Genomic DNA, 5,979 nt, shown 5'->3' on the forward strand with positions numbered 1-5,979 from the left:
GCAGCGCCAGGCAGCGACTGGTCGGTGCCGGCCGAGACGTACAGCACGAAGGTGGTGCTGGTGCCGGGCTCCCCGATCGGTGGTGTCCACAGCGCCTCGAACCGGTCACCGGTCGTCCTCACCCCCCGGGCCACCGTGACGCCGTCCACCCGGAACGACACCGAGGTGATGCTGTGTCCGCCTCCCACGGTCGCGGCCGCCGCCAGCGGGACGGTACCCGGCGTGGTGTACACCGCGCCGGCGGTCGGGCTGAGCCAGGTGACGATCGCCGGGTAGTCAGCGACCGGCGGTGTGCCCGTCCGGGTCGGCGTCATGCTGGGCAGGACGCCGCCGGTGCACGTGACGCCGTTGAGCGTGAACGACGCCGGTATGGGGTTGCTGCCCGACCAGGCGCCAACGAAACCGATGTTCGCGGAGCCATTGGTGCCCAGGGTCGCGTTCCAGCCCAGATTGGTCGCGCTGACCTGCTGGCCCGCCTGCGCCCAGGTGGCGCTCCAGGTTTGCGTGAGCCGCTGGTCGACTGCAGGGAACGCGAACCGCAGCGTCCACCCGTTGACTAGGTCACCCAAGTTGGTGACCGCGATGTCGGCGTGGAAACCACCGGTCCACTGGCTGGTGACGACGTAGTTCACCCGACAGCCGGCCGCCGCGTTCGCCGCACTGGCGTGTGAGATCGCGGCCATCATGGCGACCATGGCAACAGCGATGGCGGCCACAGCAGTCAGCGACTTCCGCATGGCACACCTCGCCGTAGAAAGATGAACGTCTATGACGCATGTCGACTGTCCTGCTGCTCCGCCTTCCTGTCAAGGCACGCACGGCAGTCCTGCCGCCCGCAGGACAACGGACAGCCCGCCCATAGCTGATCGGTAGCGGCCAAAGCGCCGAGCAGGCAGAAGAGTGGATAGCGCAGCTTCCCGCTCAACGGCAGCCAGACAGCATTCACGTTGGGCCGGCGCGCCCAACCCGCGTTTCAGCAGATCAGGCCCTCTGGCTCTTGCCAGATTCGCCGAAGAGGTCTTCAGGCTGAAGGGCCTGGTCAGGGCGCTGCCCGTGGGATCGATGCCTCAGACGAGGGAACTGCGGCGAACGCTGGCGAGCTCACCCCGCAACGCTTCACATCGATCTACGGTAAACGCGCAGACGTAGCCGTAGGCGAACCGAGACGCCGGCCGACACCAGCCATCCCGGGTGCAGCAACACCGGACCACTCCGACCTCTACTGATAGGTCACGCCGCACCGCTTGACCGCATCACCACAGGTCGAGGCCCTCGCCGCTCTTCCGTGAGGCTCGTCAAGTACGCCGAACGGCCGCCCGTCTTGGGTGCGCCAGATGTGGGCGGGTACTGGACGCGGTTCATGCTGCCCAACTGAGCCGGGTGCTCTCAGTTCGCCGGGATGCCGGCCCGGTGCGCCAGCAGGCCCGCCTGGGTGCGGTTGTCGCAGCCGAGCTTCTCCAACAGTCGAGAGACGTACCCCTTGACCGTCGCCTCGGAGAGGTGCAGTCGTCGGGCGATCTGCTGGTTGGAGCGGCCGGCGCCGAGACAGCCGAGGACCTCGACCTCCCGGGTTGTGAGCGTGGCGACCAATTCGCGGACCCGTTCTCCGTCGTGCCGGCTCGCCACCAGCCGCTGGGTCGCGGTCGGGGACAGCACCGTGTGCCCGGCGGCGGCGACCCGTACCAAGTTGACGAGATCCTCCGGCGCCGTCGACTTGAGCAGGAAACCGACGGCACCCGCCCGCATCGCCCGAAGCACGTACTCGTCGAGGTCGAACGTGGTCAGCGCGACGATCCTCGGCGGCGCCGAGGCCCGGGTGAGGTGCTCGATGGCGGTGAGCCCGTCGACGCCCGGCATCCGCAGGTCCATCAGGACCAGGTTCGGCCGGTACCGGGTCACCGCCTCCACGGCCTCTGCGCCGTCGTACGCCTCGCCGACGACCTCGACGTCCGGGGCTGCTTCGAGAATCGTCCGCAGGTAGGCGCAGACCATCCGTTCGTCGTCGACGAGCAGGATCCGGATCATCGCGTGGCGGTGGTCGGCACGTGCCCGGGCAGGGTGGCCCGCACCGCGAAGCCGCCCTCCGGGGTCACCGCCGCGGCCAGGGTGCCGCCCAGCACGTCGACCCGACTCCGCAGGCCAGCCAGGCCGGAGCCTCCGCCGGCGGCGGCGAGGTCCGGGTCGGGGGCACGGTCGGGCCGGTCGTTGGTCACGGTCGCGCGGACCAGATCCGGCTGATAGCGGATCAACACGGTCACCTGCGAGCCCGGCGCGTGCTTGTGGACGTTCGTCAGGGATTCCTGTACCACCCGAAAGAGGGTGCGCCGCACGGCCGGTGCCAGTGCTGACGGGTCACCCTCCTCGTCGAGACGGACCGGCAGACCGACCGCGCGCGAGTCGGTCACGAGATCGTTCAGGTCGCCCTCCGCAGCCCGGTCCTCCGCTGCGACGCGGGTTGTCGGTGGGTCGCCATGCCTCAGCACACCGACCAGGTCGCGCAGCTCGGCCAGCGCCTGGCAGCCCGTCGTCCGCAGCTCTTCGGCGGCGCTGCGAACAGCGGGATCCGTCGCGCTGGTGCCCAGCGCCCCGGCGTGCAGCACCATCAGGTTGATCCGGTGGGTCACCACGTCGTGCATCTCGCCGGCGATCCGGAGCCGCTCGTCGCTACGGGCCTGCTCGGCAAGGAGCAGCCGCTCCCGCTCGGCGCGTTCGGCGCGGTCGAGCAGCTCCGCGACGAGCCGGCGGCGGGCACTCACGTAGAGGCCGAGCAGGGCCGAGATGGCCAGCAGTCCGGGCCCGCTGAACGGGTCGTCAACCGTCCAGAGCCGCGCGCCGAGCAGCCAGCACACCCCGAGCACCGCGATCACCGCCCAGGACCGCCGACGGTCGCGTCCGTAGACGATCAGCGCGTACGGCGCGAGGAAGACCGCCGACGCTGGCACCAGCAGGCTGACGCCGGCAATAACCAGGGCCATCGAGTACGGCCGGCGTCGGCGCAGCAGCAGGGTGGCCGCCGCGCCGACCTGCGCCGCCGCGCAGACCCAGACCAGGGCCGGGAGATGCCTCGAACCGGCGCTCGGGAAAGCGACCTCACGGGCCACGCCGGCCGCCGCCGCGAGGACGACCAGCAGCACGTCGACGGCGAGTGGCGGCACCTTTCGGCGGTCCACCGCGCTCATGCGTTGCAGGTTAGCCGGGCTGGCCCGGATCGGCGCGGCGAGCGGCATGAGTACCAACGAAGGGACCGGAGAACGCGACGAAGGAAGGTTGCGGAGGCGACCTCCGGGCCTGTCCCGACCGGGTACGACTGCGGTGGCATTGCCGGATGGCACACTCGACCGATCCCGTGGCGCAACCGGCTGGGCCCCACCGCATCGACGAACTTGACGCGCTGCGTGGGCTCGCGCTCCTCGGCATCGTCATGTTCAACATCGTCCAGATGACCCACCTGACCCGGGTTTCCGGACCGGCCGGTGAGCACCTCGGCGCGTACGTCTGGGAGCTGCTCTTCGTACAACGGCCTTTCCCGATCTTCTCGCTGCTCTTCGGGATCAGCTTCTCGCTTTTCCTGCGTACGGCGGCTCGGCGCACCGATCGCCCCCGGCTGGTGCTGCTGCGCCGGCTGCTCTGGCTGGGCCTCTTCGGCGCGCTGCACACCCTGATCCAGCCCGGCGAAGTGCTGAAGTTCTACGCCGTGTTCGGGCTGGTCGTGCTCCTGCCGGCGTCGTACCTGTCCCGCCGCTGGGCGCTCGGGCTGGGCATCGTGTTGACCCTCGCCGCCGCGCTGACCTTCAACGGTCTCTTCATCATCCCGGGCCTCTTCCTGCTCGGCCTGGCAATCGCGGAGTACGACATCCCGGACACGCTGCCGTCGCGGGGCCGGCAACTCGCGGTCGCACTCGCCGTCGCGGTGCCGGTCGCCGCGGTGACTGGGTGGTTGCAGTTCCGGGCTGGAGTCGGCCCAACCGCCAACTACCGGATCCTGCCGGCCGGGCTCGCCTTCGCCTTCCTCTTCACCGTCGGGTTCCTGCTGCTGATGCGAACCGCCCTGCGACGCCCGCTCGGCGCGCTGCTATCGCCGCTCGGTCGGGTGGCGCTCACCAACTACGTCGCCGCGTCGTTCCTGATCGTGACCGGTGATGCGCTGCTCGACATCGGCTCCCGATCCTCCTACGGCGCCGTGGTCGGACTGGGCTTGGCGATCGGGGTCGTGCAGGCGATTTTCAGCGTGCTCTGGCTACGGTCCTTCCGGTACGGCCCGCTCGAATGGCTCTGGCGGTGTCTCACCTGGTGGCAGCGGGAGCCGATCCGCCGCGCCTGACTCGCCGCGCTTGATGAGCTGTCAGCCATCAGCCGACGCTGGCGATGCGGGCAAGTAGGTACATGTCGTGCGAGCCGTCCGCATGGCGGGCCTCGCTGCGGTTCGTACCGCAGCGGCGGTGAAGCCGGCGTGCCGCGCCACCCGGCAGGGCGCGACGTTTGCCGTCGAGTGCGTCAGCTCGACGCGGTCCGCGGGACGAACGTTATTGCAAGGCCCTCACCGAGCACCACATCCCATTGCCGAGCGCTGGTCACGGCCATCGGCCCGACGCTGCGTCAACCGTTCCCACCAGCGCCTGCGGCCAACATCGTCCGGTAACCGTCGAACGTTCGGTCGGCGAACCGCTCGTTGATGCGAAACGCGCAGCCGTCATCGCCAACGCATCTCGCGGCCATGGAACGCTCGGCCCGCTGCCTCCCAGTGACACAGCCGTACAGCATCGTGCCGCCACGCGACTGACGCTGCCCGTGCTGCTGTCGGTCCGACAGCAGCACGGGCGGAATAACGGGAGCCACAGAATGCTCAGCCACGACAACCGCCCCCGATCGAGACAGGCTCGGTCGAGGGCGTCGCTGAGATCAGATTTGCGTGGTCAAGCGCGCTCGACCACCAGTACGCGATACACAGCATGGATGCTGAGATTTTGTGTCCGAGGGGGGATTCGAACTCTTGCACGTATCACCTGTGCTCCATTACGGGTGCACATGCTTATAGATTACGGCACGGCCAGCTTTGACTCAACCTCGCGCGCTCATTACCGTGCGTGAGCATGAATCAAAGCTGGGACGCGTAGGGTCCAAGCTTGCCAGCCAGCTGGCTCAGTTATCGACCGACCGAAATGAACGTGCAGGCATCAAGCGGGAGCCCCATCGCTTGGGTCCTGGTGAATTTCAGTCGGCCGGCGTTGACGGCAACCCGTACCGCTCGCGTTCTTCGGTAGTGAGCGCACGAGGTTCACCGCCTTCGTCAAACTCTGAAATTCACCACAACCGCGCGCAGCGCCAGAGCATCCAGCGCCGATCAGCGCGATGTAACGCGGTGTTCCTGCAACGCGCGGATCTGCGCTCGCACCGCCACGGCGAGGGTCTGGATCCGGATGAGTCGCCCGACCGCTGCGGTGTCGGAGCTGCGGTAGACAGTCATGGCGTCGTCATATGCCCTGACGAGCAGGCTGGCATACCAGGCTAGGGCGGGCCTCGATGCGACCCGCACCTGCTTCGCGTCGAGCATCACTCCACTTGACCCTGCGCACTCTGATCGATACTTTCCGTGCATGACCCAACATGCGTTGCCCCTGAGTAGAGGGGACCTCGATCGGGCCTCGGGCAGCATCCGCTCATGGCTGCCCCGCGCATCAGCCCTGAAGCGTTACAGCGAATGCAGTGGCAAATCCCCTCTGGACGCCGATCGGTGCCAGGAGCGTCCGCCACGGGAGGTCGCTACCCTTGGCCCACTGTGACGTCTGTTGTCTGCGTCTGAAGCTCACGAAGATCAAGACTTTGCCGAAGCATTACGGTGAAGAGACGTACGGCTGGCTCAGCCACGGCGCCCAGAAGGAATGCAATGGCTCGGGAACGACTCGTCACACTGCGGATCGTGATATCCCAAGACAGTGCAGGCGTCCACGCAGCCGTCAGATCTGTCCATCCTGCCGTCGC

5 protein-coding genes and 1 pseudogene are annotated in these 5,979 nt (G+C 68.2%); 1 reads left to right on the forward strand and 5 read right to left on the reverse strand.

The genetic code is table 11. The features are described 5' to 3' along the window. The 3 genes from AB0C20_RS34695 to AB0C20_RS34705 form a co-directional block, all read right to left on the reverse strand. The coding region (locus tag AB0C20_RS34695; protein ID WP_357569596.1) for a cellulose binding domain-containing protein at positions 1-737 on the reverse strand (737 nt) is incomplete at its 3' end. A 649-nt stretch (positions 738-1,386) separates the two neighbouring features. Then, a complete protein-coding gene (locus AB0C20_RS34700; RefSeq protein WP_357178060.1) occupies positions 1,387-2,025 on the reverse strand; it encodes a response regulator transcription factor in 639 nt (212 codons plus the stop codon). Further along, positions 2,022-3,179 (reverse strand): histidine kinase, encoded by a 1,158-nt coding sequence (locus AB0C20_RS34705; protein ID WP_357178063.1) that lies wholly within the window; start codon positions 3,177-3,179, stop codon positions 2,022-2,024. Before AB0C20_RS34705 ends, AB0C20_RS34700 begins: the two co-directional genes overlap by 4 nt. Before the next feature lie 146 nt (positions 3,180-3,325). Between AB0C20_RS34705 and AB0C20_RS34710 the strand changes: the two genes are divergently transcribed. Beyond that, positions 3,326-4,321, forward strand: coding sequence for a DUF418 domain-containing protein (locus AB0C20_RS34710; RefSeq protein WP_357178066.1), 996 nt, complete (start codon positions 3,326-3,328; stop codon positions 4,319-4,321). A 28-nt stretch (positions 4,322-4,349) separates the two neighbouring features. Here the strand turns inward: AB0C20_RS34710 and AB0C20_RS34715 are convergent. Further along, positions 4,350-4,507, reverse strand: a pseudogene (locus AB0C20_RS34715) (GNAT family N-acetyltransferase); the annotation flags it as partial. Positions 4,508-5,341: 834 nt separating this feature from the next. Then, entirely contained in the window at positions 5,342-5,551 is a 210-nt protein-coding gene (locus AB0C20_RS34720; RefSeq protein WP_357569597.1) for a hypothetical protein, read from the reverse strand. Between the last annotated feature and the right edge of the window lie 428 nt (positions 5,552-5,979).

It is taken from the genome of Micromonospora sp. NPDC048843 (assembly GCF_040649965.1).
GTDB lineage: Bacteria > Actinomycetota > Actinomycetes > Mycobacteriales > Micromonosporaceae > Micromonospora > Micromonospora hortensis.

Excerpts from the sequence above, each read along its gene's own strand:
- AB0C20_RS34700 (WP_357178060.1), bottom strand. The coding sequence starts at position 2,025 with ATGATCCGGATCCTGCTCGTCGACGACGAACGGATGGTCTGCGCCTAC.
- AB0C20_RS34705 (WP_357178063.1), bottom strand. The coding sequence starts at position 3,179 with ATGAGCGCGGTGGACCGCCGAAAGGTGCCGCCACTCGCCGTCGACGTG.
- AB0C20_RS34710 (WP_357178066.1), top strand. The coding sequence starts at position 3,326 with ATGGCACACTCGACCGATCCCGTGGCGCAACCGGCTGGGCCCCACCGC.
- AB0C20_RS34720 (WP_357569597.1), bottom strand. The coding sequence starts at position 5,551 with ATGCTCGACGCGAAGCAGGTGCGGGTCGCATCGAGGCCCGCCCTAGCC.